General features: G+C 55.0%; 11 protein-coding genes. 2 read left to right on the forward strand and 9 right to left on the reverse strand.

The genetic code is table 11. The annotated features are described in order from the left end of the window. Positions 1 to 65 precede the first annotated feature (65 nt). The 5 genes from GEI7407_RS21870 to GEI7407_RS10885 form a co-directional block, all read right to left on the reverse strand. On the reverse strand, positions 66 to 1,325 hold the full coding sequence (locus GEI7407_RS21870) for an ATP-binding protein (RefSeq protein ID WP_304412017.1): 1,260 nt from the start codon (positions 1,323 to 1,325) through the stop codon (positions 66 to 68). Between the two features lie 920 nt (positions 1,326 to 2,245). After that, the gene (locus GEI7407_RS10870) at positions 2,246 to 3,274 is read right to left on the reverse strand and encodes a chemotaxis response regulator protein-glutamate methylesterase (protein ID WP_015172214.1); all 1,029 of its coding nucleotides are present in this window, start codon (positions 3,272 to 3,274) and stop codon (positions 2,246 to 2,248) included. Continuing rightward, positions 3,275 to 5,713 carry a hybrid sensor histidine kinase/response regulator gene (locus tag GEI7407_RS10875; RefSeq protein WP_015172215.1) on the reverse strand — a complete coding sequence of 813 codons (2,439 nt, stop codon included), beginning with the start codon at positions 5,711 to 5,713 and terminating at the stop codon, positions 3,275 to 3,277. A gap of 1 nt (position 5,714) precedes the next feature. After that, the gene (locus GEI7407_RS10880) at positions 5,715 to 6,443 is read right to left on the reverse strand and encodes a chemotaxis protein CheW (RefSeq protein WP_015172216.1); all 729 of its coding nucleotides are present in this window, start codon (positions 6,441 to 6,443) and stop codon (positions 5,715 to 5,717) included. A gap of 39 nt (positions 6,444 to 6,482) precedes the next feature. Next, positions 6,483 to 8,108, reverse strand: a complete 1,626-nt coding sequence (locus GEI7407_RS10885) for a methyl-accepting chemotaxis protein (RefSeq protein ID WP_015172217.1) — start codon at positions 8,106 to 8,108, stop codon at positions 6,483 to 6,485. A gap of 766 nt (positions 8,109 to 8,874) precedes the next feature. On the opposite strand from GEI7407_RS10885, the gene GEI7407_RS10890 reads away from it, so the two are divergent. Then, positions 8,875 to 10,488, forward strand: coding sequence for a sodium:proton antiporter (locus GEI7407_RS10890; protein ID WP_015172218.1), 1,614 nt, complete (start codon positions 8,875 to 8,877; stop codon positions 10,486 to 10,488). Here GEI7407_RS10890 and GEI7407_RS10895 read toward each other — a convergent pair. The 4 genes from GEI7407_RS10895 to GEI7407_RS10910 all read right to left on the reverse strand — a co-directional run bounded on the left by GEI7407_RS10895 (position 10,445) and on the right by GEI7407_RS10910 (position 14,539). Then, a complete protein-coding gene (locus tag GEI7407_RS10895) occupies positions 10,445 to 11,161 on the reverse strand; it encodes a TrkA family potassium uptake protein (RefSeq protein WP_015172219.1) in 717 nt (238 codons plus the stop codon). The two genes, GEI7407_RS10890 and GEI7407_RS10895, sit on opposite strands and share 44 nt — an antisense overlap. Before the next feature lie 326 nt (positions 11,162 to 11,487). Next, on the reverse strand, positions 11,488 to 12,780 hold the full coding sequence (locus tag GEI7407_RS10900; protein WP_015172220.1) for a protein-glutamate O-methyltransferase CheR: 1,293 nt from the start codon (positions 12,778 to 12,780) through the stop codon (positions 11,488 to 11,490). Between the two features lie 109 nt (positions 12,781 to 12,889). Further along, a complete protein-coding gene (locus GEI7407_RS10905) occupies positions 12,890 to 13,363 on the reverse strand; it encodes a chemotaxis protein CheW (RefSeq protein ID WP_015172221.1) in 474 nt (157 codons plus the stop codon). A 540-nt stretch (positions 13,364 to 13,903) separates the two neighbouring features. Further along, positions 13,904 to 14,539 (reverse strand): hypothetical protein, encoded by a 636-nt coding sequence (locus GEI7407_RS10910; protein ID WP_015172222.1) that lies wholly within the window; start codon positions 14,537 to 14,539, stop codon positions 13,904 to 13,906. A gap of 856 nt (positions 14,540 to 15,395) precedes the next feature. Here GEI7407_RS10910 and GEI7407_RS10915 point away from each other — a divergent pair. Then, positions 15,396 to 16,784 carry an SLBB domain-containing protein gene (locus tag GEI7407_RS10915; protein ID WP_223294414.1) on the forward strand — a complete coding sequence of 463 codons (1,389 nt, stop codon included), beginning with the start codon at positions 15,396 to 15,398 and terminating at the stop codon, positions 16,782 to 16,784. The last annotated feature ends 281 nt before the right edge of the window (positions 16,785 to 17,065 follow it).

Below are 17,065 nucleotides of genomic sequence, written 5' to 3' on the forward strand. Positions count from 1 at the left end.
ATAAGTATTGGATTACACGCTTCCTCTCTACAAAACGGTGCTAGAAGTATATCTCCGCAAGTCTTCTAGGCCGCCGCAGAAACCTGGGCTGGGTGGGTTTGGAGATCGATCCAGAACTCCGTTCCCTGATTGGGCTCCGACCAGATCTGGATTTGTCCTTGGTGCTTCTCGATGATCTGCTGGCTGATTGCTAGACCCAGACCCGTTCCTTGGTTAATCGGCTTCGTTGTGAAGAAAGGCGCAAAGACTTTAGCGCGGATCTCTTCTGGAATGCCAGGACCATTGTCCTTGATCGAGATCCGAACGCGATCGCCCTCCAGCACCATCGTGCGGATCAAGATAGTCTTCGATCGCTCCGCATCTTCCTGCTCCAGCAGCGCATCCATCGCGTTGTTCAGGATATTCATAAAGACCTGATTGAGCTGCGACGGGAAGCACTCCACCAGCGGCAGATCGCCATACTCCTTCGTGATGGAGATACCCGCCTTGGTCCGATGATTGAGAATCAGCAGCGTGCTGTCGAGTCCCTCGTGGATATTCACCGCCTTGCACTCCGACCCGTCCAGTCGCGAGAAATTTCGCAAAGAGAGCACAATCTCGCGAATGCGATCGGTCCCAATCTTCATTGACGCCACCGTCTTGGGCAAATCCGACGCCACAAACTCCAGATCAATCGCATCCATTTTCTGCTGCACCAACTCAGGCGGCTCCGGGAAGGCAGCCTGGTAAGCACCCAGCATATCCAGCAGATCGTGGACATATTCGTCCACGTGCTTGAGATTGCCGTGCAAAAAGTTCACGGGATTGTTGATCTCGTGGGCGATGCCCGCCAGCATCTGTCCCAGACTCGAGAGCTTTTCTGTCTGGATCAGCTGAGCCTGGGTCTGCTGCAGATCCTGAAGCGCCTTCTCCAGCTTCTGGGTTTGGACCTGAGCCGCCGTCGTCGCCTCTACCAGCGCCCGCAAGTTGCTGTAGGCCCGCGAATGGTAGCGAATCCGCGCAATCAGCTCAATGGGATCCGGCAACTTGATGAGGTAGTCATTCGCGCCCTGGGCAAACGCCTCTGCCTTGAACTCCGGCTCCTCTTTGGCCGACAGCACCACCACCGGCACGTCGCGCGTTTCCGGGTGGGACCGAAACCACCGCAGCAGCATCAGGCCGTCAATGTCAGGCATGACCAGATCTTGCAAGATGACGGTTGGCTTCACCTCTAGGGCAATTTGGATTGCCTGGGTTGGATCGCTACAGAAGTGGAAGGAGATATCTGATTCTTCTTCAATCAGTCGACGAACCGCCTCTCCAATAATTGGCTGATCATCAATCAATAGAACAGAGGTTTTGCAAGTACTAAAGACTTCATTTTTTGACCCGCTATTCGCATCTGAAAAGCTTCCTCGCATGGCCTTCACGGGAGCTTCAGATCTGAGGTCTTCCGCTGCGGTATAAATCTGCATTCCAGGAGTCATATGGCATTTTTCCAGTATTTGCCACCTCGCAGGAATAGACTGTATTAAACACTACTTTAAAAGTCTTTTATGGGCTTTCTAGAGTGGTGTATAGACTGAAGGCGAGGCAGTTTTTAGAACATCAAATTGACCAGGGAACGGACGTGGATCATATCAATGCAATAGGCGAATTGAGTGTGATTCCAACTTTAATAGATTAAGAGATAGAACCCTAAATTTCTCCCGTGAGATTGCTGATTTTTTCAAAAATTTTAGATTTAATTCTGAATTATTGCGATTTTTTGAGATTATCTATTTTTTAGGGTTTACTTTGCTAGCGTTTAATTTTTTTGAATTTTTTTAAACTTTTAAAACTCAGTTTCTTCTTTTCTAGAACAGGAAAATATCCTCTTAAGGGCGGATTAAGTCCCATAAGAAGAGATAGATTTTTCTAATAAAGCTTTAAGGGTTTTTTGATATTGAATTTCTATTTAAGGCTTATTTAAGAAATACGGATGTACAGAGAAGTACTGAAGGAGCCTTGCTTAGAGAAAGTATTTGATTGGAGAAGCTAGGTTTGTAATTTGCGATTGAGTCGTGTTGTGAGTTTTTTATCGTAATTTTTCTGATGGCTTCGGGAATTTTAAGACTGTTTGATTATCAATGATGATGCATTCTTGACGTGTGATACCAGTCACAGGAATTCCTGTATCCACCGATAGCTTCTAGCGCATCGCGGGGCTTCTCAGTTGCCTGGGAGATTTTCCCTGAGCGGCAGAGCACTGGGAAAATCTCTGAGCTTAGTAAGGGATTTTACTGAGGTGGTCTAGACAGGCAGGGGCGATCGCCTCTAGGGGCAAGACGGACTCTACGGCCCCCAGCTCGAAGGCAGCCCGAGGCATTCCGTAGACTACCGAGGTTTTGCGGTCCTGAGCGATCGTGCGCCAGCCAGCGTCCCGCAGGAGCTTGAGGCCCTGGGCGCCGTCTTGGCCCATGCCGGTGAGGATGACGGCGATGTCAGGCTGGGGCCAGTGCTGGGCAAGGCTGGCAAACAGAGCGTCCACGGATGGCCGGTAGGTGGTCTGGGGCTCAGCGCAGTAGGTGAACTTACCGCTGGGAGAGAGACAGAGGTGGTCGTTGGTGCCAGCGATCGATACATGGCCGGGAGACGGGGCCTGTCCTTCCTGGGCAATGTCGACGGTTAGGGGGGTTTGATCGTTGAGCCAGTGGGCTAGCCCCGGGGCAAACTGCTCATCGACGTGCTGAACCACAACGATGCTGGCGTCGAGGGTGGCCGGGAGAGCGGACAAAATTTTGGCGAGGGCCTGGGGACCGCCGGTGGAGGAGCCGATGGCGATCAGGGGCGATCGCGATCGCCGGGAAACCAGGGCCGGACGCGGCGTATCGCGCAGCAGGGAGCGGCGGGGTGCTTTGCCGATCAGCGTGGCGATCGCGCTGATCTTCTTGAGCAGGCCTTTGCCGCCCTCGGAGGCGAACTGGAGACCGATGGCTGGCGTATTGATGGCATCCAGCGCGCCGTAGCCCATGGCCGTGAACACCTCGGCGGCGTAGCGATTGACGCTGGCGGTCACCATCAAAATCGCACAAGGCGTCGAGGCCATGATGCGGCGGGTTGCCTCCACTCCGTCCATGATGGGCATCACAACATCCATCAAGATCAAGTCGGGCAGGTCGGCGGCGCAGCGAGCCACGGCTTCGGCACCGTCCTGGGCCGTCCAACTCACTTGGTAGTGAGGCGTTTGCGACACCAAGCGCCGCAAGACTTCTAGAGCCATGGGTGAGTCATTAACGATCGCAATTTTTAGCAACTACGCCTCTCCAATCAAATCAATCACAGCGCGCAGCAGCGTATCGTCGTGGAAGCTGCTTTTGGTGAGGTAGTAGTCAGCGCCCGCGTCGAGGCCCAGGACTTTGTCTTCGTCGCGGTCTTTGTAGGAAACGATGATCACAGGCGTTTGCTTCAAGTTGGCGTGGGATTTGATTTGGTTAACCAGCTCGATGCCGTTCATGCGCGGCATGTCGATGTCGGTCACCACTAAATCATAATGGCCACTCCGGACGGCGTTCCAGCCATCCATGCCGTTGACGGCCACTTCGACCTGGTAGCCTTTGTTCTCGAGCAGCTTGCGCTCCATTTCTCGCACCGTGATCGAGTCATCCACCACCAGGACGCGCTTGTGGGTTTTGGCGATCGCCGGGTGGGTCATGGGGTTGATCTGGCCCAGCTTACCGCTGACCAGCAGATTGTCGATGGAGCGCACCAGGTCCTCGACATCGACGATCAGGACCGGCGACCCGTCTTCTAGGAGGGCGGCGGCGCTGATGTTGGCGACCTTGCCGAGGCGGGGGTCGATGGGCCGCACCACCAGGCTGTGCTCGCCCAGCAGGCGATCGACGATTAGGCCGCAGCGGCTGAGGCGATCGCTGATCACCACCGTCGTCAGCACCTCGGTCTCTGCGCTGGGCGGCGGCAGCTGGAGCACCTGGTAGGCTGGCACCAGGCCCACGGACTGGCGATTGAGCACAAAAAACGGGTGATTTTCTGAGAGGGAAATCTCCGATCGCGACAGCATCAGCACGCGATCGATCCGGGTGAGCGGGAAGGCGTAGGGTTCTCCCGAAATTTCGACCAGCAGCGTCCGAATCACCGACAGCGTCAGGGGCAGCTGGAGATGAAAGCTCATCCCCTGACCAAACTGGGAGGTGGCCCGCAGAGTTCCGCCCACCTCCTGCACCACGCTCTGCACCACGTCCAGGCCCACGCCCCGCCCCGACACATCGGTGACCGCCTGCACCGTCGAAAATCCCGGCAAAAAGAGAAACTCCATGAGTTCCGTTTCGCTCAGCCGGTCCGCCATCTCGGGGGCGGTCAGGTTTCGGGCGATCACCTGGGCGCGGAGCCGCTCGAGATCGATCCCGCCGCCGTCATCGCTGATGGTGATCGACAGCATTCCCGCCCGGTGGACCGCTTCGATGCGGACGGTGCCTTCGGCGGGCTTGCCGTGGGCAAGGCGCACCTCGGGGGGCTCGACGCCGTGGTCGATGGCGTTTTGGAGCAGGTGGGTCAGGGGGACTTCGAGTTTTTCCAGGATGTCGCGATCGACCAGGACCGACTTGCCGATCATCTCCAGGCGCACGCGTTTGCCGAGGCGCTTGGCCAGGTCCCGCACCAGTCGCGGAAACCCCTGGCCGCTGTCGCCAAAGGGGCGCATGTGGGTCGAGATCACTTCGCGGTAGAGGCGATCGGCCAGGCTTGAGGAGCGGCGGGCAAAGAGATCCAGCTCACTCTGGCGATCGCTCAGGAGCTGGCGGCAGTCGTTGGCTTTTTGGAGGGTGAGGCTGCACTGCTCCTCGAGGCGCGGATCGCTCTGGCGCGATCGCAGCATGTCTTGGAGCTGCTCAAGATGGCTGTAGAGCTCTTGCTGAGAAGCTTTGAGCTTGAGCAGAGAATCGGCGAAGGGCTCCAGCCAGTTGGCCTCGACCAGGGATTCTCCGGCCAGGCCCATCAGGCGGTTGAGATTTTCGGCGCTGACGCGCACCACGCGATTGGCGATCGCGCCGCTGGCATCGCCGCTGCTGCGCGAGAGAACCTCAGGCGTCAGGGGCGTCCGCTCAGCCCCCGTCTCCCTCGGCGGCCCCCCAAGCGAGACGGGGGCGGCGGGAGACAGCACTTCTACTGGCAAGGCCGCCAGGGGCGCCGGAGCCTCGGCCCTCGGCCCCCGTTCGTCGGTCCGAGGCGGCTCTATCCGTCGCTCTGTCGCAGGAAATAAGCCAGAATCCGGCAGAGCCTCTGGCAAAGCCTCTGGGAGAGGCTCTGCCTCAGAAGATTGGGGCCGATCGGGCTGTATCAAAGCGCTCAGCATCGCCACCACCCCCTGGACCTCGGGATCTTCAGGAGCAATCCCATAGGTTGGGTCTGCGAGGCTGCGCTCAGCGATCGCCTGGAGCAGATCGGCTCCCTGGAGCAGGCCGTCGATGTGGGCCGAGGTGAGGGCGATCGCGCCGGAGCGGGCCGCCACCAGGCAGTCCTCCATCCCGTGGGCGATCGCCACCGCCGCCTGGACATGGACCATGCGAGCCGCCCCCTTGATCGAGTGGGCCGCTCGCATCACCGACGCCAGCACCTCCGGAGCAGCCGGCTGACTCTCCAGGGTGAGCAGCCCCTCATTGAGCATGGCCACTTGAGCCCGAACCTCCATACAGAAAAGTTCGAGCATTGAAAGACGACTCAGATCGCGATCGCTCATCCTAGAGCACCCTCCGATTTAGGGTGTGAAACAGCAGCTCCTCGTCTAAATAGCTCACGCTGTGATTTTTCCAGGTAAACAGTCCCCGCGTGAAATTGCTGCGCGCCTGGGTGACGTGGATGGGGGTGTCCTGCAACGTGTTCACATCCAGGCGATGGACGCCGTACAGCTCATCCACCGCAAACACCCACGGACTCCCCTCAAACTCCACTACCACAAAGCGGCTATAGACCACCGGACTAATCGCCCGAGACGGCCCCTCACTGCCTTCGAGCCCCAGCAGATCCGCCAAGGAAACGCAGAGCTGGATTTCGCCGCGAATATTCACTAGGCCCAGAAGCACCTGATTGCTGCGGTGGGGGAGCGTCCGAATCACGCTCGGGGACGCCACCTCCCGAAACAGCGGCGCTACCAAAGCAAACCACTCTTGGCGCAGCCGAAAAATCACCACTGACACCAGCGCCTGGGGGCTGAGGGCGTGGGGCTGCTCGCCCGCCTCATCCAAGCGGCGATCGCCCGAGAGCCGCTCAGTCCACTCATGGCGGTAGCCCCGGGGCGCTTCGCGATCGAGCAGGTTGCGGCCCGCCAGCCGGTAAACCAGACAGTTGCGGCAGTGGGTCACCTGGATCAGCTCCGGGCACGTGCGATCGCCCAGCACCCCGATCCGATTCCAGCAGTGATCCTCCAGGGACACCGGCTTATCTTGATCAAAAGCATCCAGAATCGCCATCGCGCTTCTCCCAACCCAGCAAAATACTCCGTCTGCGATCTACAAGCTCGCCACCTGGAAGCGAGAAATCTCTCGACGCAGATTTTGGGCCACATCATTGAGTTGCTCGATGGCGCTATTGGTCTCTCGCAGCGACGTCGCCGTCTGCTGAAACGCCTCACTCAGCTGCAGCATCGAATCACTGATCTGCTGCGCCCCCTGAGACTGAGCGTCCATTCCCTGATTGACCAGGGAGAACTGCGGCACCAGCGCCTGTACCTGCTCGATCACGCGGGCCAGCTGCGAGCTGATGCTGCGCACATCTTCTACCCCCCGATCGACTTCGCGGGCGAACTTGTCCATTTCCATCACCCCGGTCGAAACCGAAGACTGCATTTCCTTGACCATCTGCTCGATATCCAGGGTCGCCACCGCGGTCTGATCGGCCAGCCGCCGAATCTCTCGGGCCACCACCGCGAACCCCAGGCCATACTCGCCTGCTTTCTCCGCTTCGATCGCCGCATTGAGAGACAGCAAGTTGGTTTGGTCAGCCACCTTCGTGATGGTAGTCACCACATTATTAATGTTGTTGGCTTTCTCACTCATGACCCCCAGCTTAGAAGAGATCGAATTGGTGGCCTCTGCTAGCTGGCGCATCGTCATTTCCATCCGGCTGAGCCCCTGCTGGCCGTTGTCAGCAGCGCCAGTCGTCGCGTCAGCCATCGCCGTCACCTCATCCATGGTGCGCAGCAGCTCTGCGGAGGTGGCCGCGATCTCCTTGGCCGTCGCCACCACCTGATTGGTCGAGGCCACCTGCTCCGTCATCGTCGCCTCAAGCTCTTTGCCAGAGGCGGCGATCTGAGTGGCGGAGGTGGTGACCTGGATCCCCGACTGCTGCACCTGACGCACCAGCGTATTGAGGTTGAGGGTCATCCCTTCAAAGGCGGTCAGCAATTGTCCTACTTCGTCTTTGCTGCTGGTCTCCCCGGAGGCAGACTGGGTGAGATCGCCTGCGGAGATGCGCTCTGCCATCTGCACGACGCGGGTGATGCGCGATCCCAAAAACTTGGCGATGAGAAAGGTCGCATAGATGGCGATCGCCAAGGACAAGATCGCAGTCAAAACCGCTGAGCCACTCAATAGATTCAAGGTCGATCGCGTCGCCTGGATATTATCAATTAAGATCCGCTGTTCAGTCTCTACAAACTCTTCGTAGAGCGCTTCAAAGCGATCGTTGAGCTCTCGGCTGCGATCGAGATAGCTCTGGATTAATCGGGGATTGATTCCCCCTCGGCCTGCTGCCAAGATATCTCGGGTAACCGTCTGGACCTCTTCGCTCAGGACTAGCATTTCCTGGAGACGAGACTCCTGGCCCGGATCGGTCACGACGGCTCCAATCGACTCGGCTCCGTCATTGATGCGCTCGATATCACTGGCTATACGCTGATCCACTTCCGTGCTGTTGTTTGTCAGGAGATAGCGGCGAACCCGACGATCGAGGTTCATCAGGCCCTGAGCCATTTCATTGGCCCCCAGAATGGCCGTTTCGGATGAATCTACCTGATTAAACGTGTGGATCGTTTTACTAGCCGTTAAATAAACCAGTCCACAAAAGATAAAGATGAGACCAGTAGGCACTGCATAACCGAGCAGCGTGCGGTCTCGCAATTTGAGATTGGCGAACATTCAATAAAAATTCCTACCGAGTAGATAAAACGCGATCGCCCCCAAAGATAGGCTGCGACCTAGATCTTGACTCGCCGAGGAGAAAGCAAACGGAAGGCATATCGCAAGCGCTGGCTCAAGCACCCATGCGGCTCCCTTTCTCCCACAAAAACACGATGATTGAGGTCTATATCTCCTTGGGCAAGACATCTAGACCCAATATGCCCAAAATCAGCAGCCCTTAACAGACCTCTCCACATCTCTCTAAAGTTACATTTGTACCGTAACGGTCTCAGTCTAGAGTAGAGAGAATCTTAAGTATTTCTTATCCTAGAGCCAGCGATAGACAGCGGTGCTTTTTGAGGACGGTCATAGAAAAAAATGAAGATCAGCGATCGCCCTAGATTTTTGCTGCTTAGTTTTTAATTTTGCCTTTAGGGCCAGCACAATCTAAATCAATATCGAAAATTAATTTTCAAATCAACCGAATTAGATATTTAAGATAAATTACTATTTTTGATAATTTTATTAATATCTTTACCAAGAATCATAGAGCAGAATTAATCAAAAACTCGACAATTTAACCTGAATAAATACAGATAATAAAATTCAGTTGAATCATTCAAAAAAATTAAATACTTACTGAGAAAACAAAGTTTTCGCAATATTTGGTTTATCATACCCTATGCAGTATCTTTACTTCGAGCCGGATTAAATTCCCTAACAGAAACTCAGCGATCGCTAATCTCACGACTCTTGAAAAAAGAAATCTATGGGAGGATCAGCAATGGGATGGATTGTCGCACAGCAAAATCCACTAGACAGCAACTCTATTGAAAGTAGTCAAGCGGCAGGTAGCATTCCTGAACTGGTCATTGTTCTGATTATTTTGCTCCTGATCGCAACTGTCGTTGCTCTGGTGACCCAGCGGTTGCGCATTCCCTACGTCACAGGGTTGGTGCTAGCAGGATTGCCCATTACAGAGGTTTTTTCGCAGCAGGTTGGGCTAGATCCTTCTCTCGTTCTCAATCTTTTTCTGCCAATTCTAATTTTTGAAGCGGCCATTAATACCGATATCAGCCGTCTTCGCAGTACTTTTAAACCCATTACCCTTTTAGCCGGTCCCGGGTCGATTTTCTCATCCGCAATCATCGCGACTATTGTGAAATACAGTCTGGGTCTAGACTGGATTCCTGCGTTGCTGGTCGGAGTCATTCTGGCCAACACCGATACCGTTTCAATGATTGCCGTTTTCAAAGAAATTCGCGTCCCTTCTCGGCTCTCGACCATTGTTGAAGGAGAGACTTTATTCAACGACGCGGCGGCTCTAGTTTCTTTTAACTTAATTCTCATTGTTTACACAACCGGCTCTTTAACCGCCGCAGAAGGAATCAAAGAGCTGCTAATTGTTGCAGTAGGCGGAGCACTTTTAGGAGCGATACTTGGCTATTTAAGCCTGCCTATTTTTGCTCGCTTGAATGATCCTTTGAGCAGCCTGTTGTTGACCGGTGCTTTAGCATTAGGAACCTTTCAGATCGGCCAATTTTTAGGAGTATCCGGGGCTGTTTCAGTCGTGATTGCCGGACTGATTTTTGGCAATCTCGGCTTGCCTCAGAGCACATCTGCCTCCGATCGCATGTCTTTGCTGAGCTTCTGGGAATATGCCGGATTTGGCGTCAATACGTTTATTTTTCTGCTGATTGGGATTGAGATCAATCCCGGCACCCTGTGGAGGATTTTGCCTTCTATTTTGCTGGTGATTCTGGCGTACCAGCTGGGGCGGATTCTCTCTGTCTACCTATTGCTGGCGGGGCTGCGCTGGTTCGATCGCCCCATTCCTCTGCGCTGGCAACACGTTCTATTTTTGGGCAACATCAAGGGTTCTCTCTCCATGGCCCTAGCGCTGAGCATTCCCCTCACCTTGGCCGGACGGGAAAGCATTATTGCGCTGGTGTTCGGTGCAGTTTTGTTCTCCCTAGTGGGGCAGGGGCTCAGCTTACCTTGGCTGGTCAAGCGACTCCAGATCGGCAAATCCTCGGACGCGATGGAGCAAGTTGGAGAGCTCCAGATTCAACTCATTGCTGCGAAAGCAGCCCAAGATGAGCTGGATAGTTTGCTGAAGTCAGGGGTATTGCCCAAGGCTGTATACGAAGAACTCTGGGCGTCCTATCAAGCGCGGGTTGCCCAATCAGAGCGGGTCTTGCGGGATCTGCACAACCAATATCGAGCAGGTCAGCTCAAGAGCGATCGCAGCGGACTCGACACTATTCGACGACAGCTGCTGCTGGCCGAAAAAGGAGCCGTTCGCGATGCCCTCCGCAAACGAATCGTTCCTGAGGATCTAGTGCAGCCTTACATCAAAAATTTGGATGAGAAACTTCTTTCATTGGAAGATGACTAGGGTGAATTCCCAGAAAGTCGATCATGGGGTGGACTGATTCGGAGCGGGTCACAACCAGGATGGTTGAGCCCGCTTCTAGGACCGTGTTGCCGTTGGGAATTTCCAGATTTGCGCAGGAGTGGTGCTGATAGCCAATGATCAGGGAACCGGTCGGGAAACGAGGATCCTGGGCGATCTGAGCAAGACTACGCCCTGCTGCATAGCAGCCGCTGGGCACCGGAAGCTTTAAAACCTCTACCTGCCCCTGCTCAAAGTGCATCATCGACTCTACTTCGGGGTATTCGATTGCGTTTGCCATCGTTGCGACGGCCAAATCCACTGTGCTGATCACGTGGCTGGCTTGGGCAAGACGATAGGCTTCCAAAAACTCGCGATCGCGCATCCGCACCACGATATGAGAGATCCCGTAGCTTCTTGAGAGCGTGATCAACGCTAAATTGAGGGCGTCACTTCTCAGAGCTGCGACCACTGCATTGGCCTGACGAATGCCTGCTTCGAGGAGAACGGTCGTGCTGACAGCACTGCCTTCAAAGGCCATCACGCCAATTTTCTCCCGCGCAAAGCGGCAGGCCAGGGGATCAATATCGATGATGGCCACTGTATGACCCTGGTTTAATAATTGTTGGGCTAGGCCCAAGCCCATCATTCCTGCACCGCCAATTACTACATACATCGCGAATGAATATCCTCAAAAATGAACCTATGCATGTTTAGATTTAACATGATTAGTCTACTCAAAATAGATTGTTGAGTTGGTTTTAGCCTTGGCAATCTAAGGGCTAATATCTATGTTCTTTGAGCTGCACACAGTGAGAACGAGTCTGGGGCAGAAAGCTGGACGCGTCTCTTACCCAGATCTCTAATAGCGCCGCAAGGGTTTTTATTTAGATCTCTCTTTGCGGTGCAAAACGCTGCAAAAAGTCTTCTAGGTGAGTGCCTGCCCACTCGATCGCTTCGCGATCGCCAGAAGATAGCCATCAAATCTAATTAGGTCTAGTTTCAAGGCAGGTCGGCCTGGGGCGATCGCAGTCGATGCACTCGCTGCCACAGCAGGGTCGCGCTGCTCGTATCTCCCTGCTGCTCCCGCAACAGCGCCAGATGCACTAATGCCTCTTCGGCCCGTGGCTGAAGATAAATCGCCTTTTGGAAAGACTGTTCTGCTTCTACTTCTTGGCCGCTGGCCTGCTGAAGCTGTCCTAGCAAAGTATAGACGTCTGCGTTGGTGCGATCGCTTCGCAAAAATATCTCGCAGAGATAGATTGCCTGGGAGAGATTTCCCTGATCGGCTAGCGTGCGGGCTTGGGCCAAGAGATTGTCTGGCTCTGGGGTCGCAGGCTGCGGCGTCGGCTGGGGCTTGCTCGGGAGCGATCGCCCACTGGAGACCAGAGACAGTCCTGGGAGAGACAGACCGGGAGCAGAAGGCTGCGGTGCCACGGTTCCCAGCGTCGGCAGCGATCGCTCAGCGGGCTTTGGCTTCGGGCGATCGCCCACCTTGGGAGGGAGAGACTTGCGATAGGCAAAGGCAAAGGGATACTGCACGGGTGTAAAGCGCTGGCCAAAGATCTGGCTCATCTCTGCGTGGCCCACAAACAGCACGCCCTGATCTTTGAGAGCGCGATAGAGCATCTGGCTCGCTTTTTGTCGCGTCTCACCGTCGAAATAGATCAGCAGGTTGCGGCAAAAGATAATGTCATAGAGAGGCTTATCAACCCAAAAAGCAGGCTGAAGAAGATTACCCACCGAGAAATGGATCGAGTCTCGAAAAAGGGGCTGAATTTGTAAACCCTCTGGCGTCGGTTCAAAGTAGCGCGCTCCAAAAGAGGGGCTATTTCCTCGAAATGAGTGGGGACTATAAATTCCTCGCAACGCATGGGCGATCGCCTGTCGGCTGATATCGATCGCGTCGATCTGAAATTGGGCACTGGTCAGCCCGATTTCCCGCAGGGCGATCGCGATGGAATAGGGCTCCTCACCCGTCGAGCAAGGCACACTCAGCACCCGCAGCCTAGAAGCAGAATGCTGGGGTAGCCAGTCCTTGAGCACAGACTCTTTGAGGTAGTGGAAAGACTCGCGGCTGCGGAAAAACCAAGTTTCAGGAATCACGATCTGCTCGAGCAGAATATCTAACTCCTGCGCAGAGACCTTGAGCCGATTCAAATAGAGATCAACAGAGTCTAGCTGGTAAAAATCCATACGCTGCCTGACGGCGCGCACCAAGCGGTTGACGCCGATTAGGTTCGCTTCTAGGCCTGTCTGCTGTCGAATCCAGGACTCAATCGAGGGATAGGCCATAGGTGGGGGAGGGCAATCAGTGGATCCAAGCACTTTCTGTCAACCTATCAAACCAACATTTCAAACCGGGAGTCCCTTGATTTAAGTTTGTGCAGCAAGCTCTAGCCCCTCAGCGGAGAACCCCACTCGTTTGCTGCAAGAGCGGCAGCAGCAGCCCGGACCAGTCGGCCAACAAAGCCTCAGGATCAAGGCACTGGATCAGGCTTTGATCCTCTACGAGGATATGTCCGAGGTAAGAAACCTGAGCCCCTCCCACTTGGGCACCCGGGTCGACCGCATAATTTGCCGTTTCGACCACTCGCTCAGCCATCAACCCCACCACGGCCGGTTCGGGCAGCGCATCACCCAGGGTTGAGTTCACCAGCACGATCCGAGTGCTGAGGTGATTTTGGGATGGCTGATGGCGCAGGACTTGGCTCAGGTCGATGACGGGCACCAGGCGATCGCGGTAGCGCAGCACCCCCGCGATCGCCCCCGAAGCGTGGGCGAGTTTTCGCAGCTTCACCAGGGGCACCACTTCCACAATTTGGTGAACGGGCACCGCATAGCGGTCGTCTTCTACCCAGAAGATCAGCATCAGCATCCCCCAGCACCTCCAGACATGATCATTTGCCGCTCCCGAGTGAGGGCTCCAAAAACTAACGCTGCCCAAAAATGGCCGCAATGGGATTCGTTTCTGTTCCTAGCTTGCCCCGGCTCGATCGGCTTTGGCTTCAGTGTGCCACTCACTCTTTCGCCGATCTGAACCAGGACAACGCAGTTCACAAAGCTTAATGGGGGACTGCCGCACGGATGCTTGGCCCCAATCTGTTCTCTCTGGGTTGCCTGCGATCGCCCTTTGGCTCGATCGATCGCTGGAGGCTCCCTCCGAAAATCCCGAAAATTCTGAAAATCTGCCTAGAAAGAAAGCCCCTGGCCGGTAAGGTCAGAGGCTCATCAAGACTCCTGATGTTCTTCTATCAAGATATCGGTAAGGGTGATGTTCAGGCTTCCGCTATGAGGCGGATTCTGTGAAGCTGGATGCAGTTCCTGCAAGCGCTCTCTAGGAGAGCTTTTGAGCGATCGCGCTTAGCTTTGTCTTACGACTATTAGCGGATATGGGTGCGCTCCTAGAGCGCGCGACCTAGGAAAGAATATATTTCACCGGGCGGCGCTCTGAAGAAGCGCGGCTCGCAAGGCCTACCTGCTCGGTCACCTCTGGCGTCACGCTAGGGGTCACCGGCAAAAGCTCTACTATCCACTGGCGCTTGTGAAAGACCTGCTTGAGGCATTCAGGGTATCGATAGCGTTTCTTGGCCGGGTAGGGCTCAATTTGCTCTAGCAAGAGGTAAGGCTGCTCCTCGTCGTCCAGGTTGCAGTCCAGCACCGTAAACACTTTCACCGAGCCATCTAGCTTGTGGGTCAGGCGATAGGTTTTGCCGGGCAGGAAAGGCAGCGGCCCCAGGTACTGGTCTGAGTGGGAGCGATCGCGCCAGCGGACGTAGGCGTAGGAGCGGCCACTAATGTGCTTGATTTCAATTTTTTTGCGACCCTTTGGCTGGTGGTCACAAACGAATTCTTCTCCCAAAATCGCCCGCAGTGTGATGGCCTCTTCCACGGCAAGCACAAGATCTTCAAGCTGCTCTGAATCGAGCGTAGCAACAAGCTCAGAAACAATTTTTAGGCGATGTTTCGTATTGAGCTGAGTGGCAAGCTTTAAGACCTGCTGTAGGGTTGGTTTATCTAGATCAATAGCCATGCGATCAGTTTGAGTCACCATCAGGTCTTCCCAATAAGCTGGGCCGTACTGATGATTTTACAGAGAGACGAGGGGTTTTTTGACCGAGTTTTCCACAGTTTTATCAGCGCTTTTTAAAGCAAACACCTATCAAAATATTTGGTGAAGCTATAATTTGTAGAATCTCAGCGAAGACCAGGCGAAACCTTGTTGTGTTGGTCGCCGAGGCTTGAGATCTGAGTAGATTTGATTTATTCAGATCACCAGTGCAAGTATTTTTGGTCTTCTACCGTCAGATAGATTCTTGCACAAATCTATGCATTTCAGGCCTATTTTCTTTCGATCTGGTCATCAATTTTTATTTCCTTTAGGCTTAAAATTCGTCTGATTTCAAGGTGAGTTTACGCAAATTAAGTGTTTTAATTGATACATTTATCGAGTACTTTATGCCGTTTTTGCATCAAGTCCATCGAGTTTTGTAGAAAACCCAAGCCCAAAATCAGGGAGCGATCGCTTTCTGAGTGACAGAACGACAGAAATTGTAAGGCCGTTAGAGGCTATTTTTTCTTTTGTCTGAAGCAGCGATCGGCTGTTTTATTGTTTTAGGAGCTCAGCCCAAAGATGGAGCCAAGCTGTATCTTGAGACGGATTTGTAAGGCTCTGGCCGTTTTTGGGGGAACTTCTCTTCGGTTCAGACTTCTAGGGTGTCCGGACTGCTCAAAAGCACCACGCTAAAGCAGCACTCCTTCGAGTGACCAAGCGATCGCGGTTTTTGCTTTTGGAAGTTCTCTGGTTCACATTTGGGTCTAAACAATCCATGGGTATTTTTTCTCGTTCCATCACACCATTGGCCCCGCCTCACCAGCGATCGCCCCTAAGGGGAACGCACCCTACCGTTTTGGCCCTGACCCTTGTCTTAGTTGGCACGCCTCTAGCAGCGATCGCCCAGAGCCCGCCGCCCTCAGGCCCCAGCCCAGCCCCTATCACTGGTCAGGATGGCTATCTGCTCGGACCCGGCGATCGAGTACGGGTTGATTTTTTCAATGTACCTGAATATACCGGCGAGTATCTCGTCCTGCCCAACGGCACGGTTAACTTCCCCGAAGTGGGTCCAGTGGCCGTGCAGGGTCGCACCCTCCAGCAAGCAGCGGCGGCAGTCTCTGAGCGGTTTTCGGGGCTGTTGCAGCGGCCCATTGTGACCGTGAGTCTGCTAGGCGCGCGGCCCGTGAGTGTGGCGATCGCCGGTGAGGTCAGCCGTCCCGGCACCTACACTCTCGCCGCCGCCAGCGCCGCCTCCGATGGCAGCGTCCCCACCGTCACCCGGATTATTCAGCTCAGCGGCGGCGTCACCCAGGCCGCTGACGTGCGGCAGGTCCAGGTGCGCCGTCAGCAGCCCGGCAGCTCTGGCGCCGCAGAAGTCCTCACCGTCGATCTGTGGGCCTTGGCCAGCACCGGAGACATTAGTCAGGACTTGCGGCTCCAAGATGGGGACAGCATCTTCATTCCCGCCACCGACAGCACCGATCTAGCAGAGGCGCGTCAGCTCGCCGCCACCAGCTTCGCCGCCACCAACGCCGGCCCCATGCAGGTCGCCGTCGTCGGCGAGGTCAACCGCCCCGGCACCCACGTCCTCGACAACCGCCCCAACAGCACCCAGGTCAGCAACGCGACCCGGCTCCCCATTCCCACCGTCACTCAGGCGATCCAGGAAGCCGGGGGCATCACCCAGTCTGCCAATATTCGCAATATTCAGATCAAGCGCCTGACGCGCAGCGGCGGCGAGCAGCTCATCACCGTTAATTTCTGGGATCTCCTGGCCTCGGGCGATCTTCAGCAAGATCTGCCCCTCCAGGAGGGAGACACCATTGTGGTGCCCACGGCCACGGCCCTCTCTCCCCAGGAAGCCGCCGAGCTAGCCTCAGCCAGCTTCTCACCCAATGAAATCACCGTGAATGTGGTGGGTGAGGTCGTCAATCCGGGCGGCGTCAAGGTCCCCCCCAACACGCCCCTCAATCAGGCCGTGCTGGCAGCGGGCGGCTTCAACAACCGGCGCGCGAAAAAGAGCGAGGTCACCTTGGTCCGCCTCAATCCGGACGGCACAGTCTCTAAGCGCGAAATCGAGATCGATCTAGCAGCCGGTATCAGCGAAGAAACCAACCCCGCTCTGCGCAACAACGACACGATCGTGGTGGGACGCTCGAACGTTGCTAGTCTTTCCGACGCCATCGGAACCGTTCTCTCACCCCTGAGCGGCGTTTTCGGCCTCTTCCGCTTGCTGGGCCTATAGGATCACTCGCCTTCTATTCCAGAGAGTTCAGAAAGGCTCTATACAAAACCATCAGCAGGCGATCGCTCGCTGATGGAGATCTAAGAAGATTTCTAAAAAGTGCTCCAATCCTTGTTATTACCCTCCCCCCTTGTCTCTTGCCTAAATTTGGGCGAGAGACAAGAAATTTCAGCTCCCCTTCTCCCAAGCTTGGGAGAAGGGGTTGGGGGATGAGGGCAATTCTTCTCAGATATCTTCCATGGTTATGTTGAGGTGAGATCGGGATACTAGATCAAAGCAGC

The sequence above is a fragment of the Geitlerinema sp. PCC 7407 genome, from assembly GCF_000317045.1.
In the GTDB taxonomy this organism is placed as follows: Bacteria; Cyanobacteriota; Cyanobacteriia; order PCC-7407; family PCC-7407; genus PCC-7407.